The sequence below is a fragment of the Paenibacillus periandrae genome (genome assembly GCF_022458865.1).
GTDB lineage: Bacteria > Bacillota > Bacilli > Paenibacillales > NBRC-103111 > Paenibacillus_S > Paenibacillus_S periandrae.
The window spans coordinates 1-309 of the sequence record NZ_JAJNMU010000167.1; the positions used below are offsets into that span (position 1 = coordinate 1).

General features: G+C 50.8%; 2 rRNA genes. Both read left to right on the forward strand.

Going from position 1 to position 309, the window contains the following annotated elements:
• Positions 1–66: ribosomal RNA gene (locus tag LRL21_RS45080) — 16S ribosomal RNA — on the forward strand; the annotation flags it as partial.
• A gap of 119 nt (positions 67–185) precedes the next feature.
• Positions 186–302, forward strand: a 5S ribosomal RNA gene (gene rrf / locus LRL21_RS45085).
• Positions 303–309: the final 7 nt, after the last annotated feature.

Below are 309 nucleotides of genomic sequence, written 5' to 3' on the forward strand. Positions count from 1 at the left end.
TAGATGATTGGGGTGAAGTCGTAACAAGGTAGCCGTATCGGAAGGTGCGGCTGGATCACCTCCTTTCTATGGAGATATTGTTCCTGTAACGGAACGTATCAGCAAGTCAAGCTGTCATGGACAGCAATTACTCACTCGTTGATCAGTTTTGAGAGGATAACTCTCAAGTCATACCGCAAGCTTCGTTTGGTGATGATGGCGAAGGGGAACCACGCGTTCCCATCTCGAACACGACCGTTAAGCCCTTCAGCGCCAATGGTACTTGAACCGCAGGGTTCTGGGAGAGTAGGACGTCGCCAAGCGAACCTC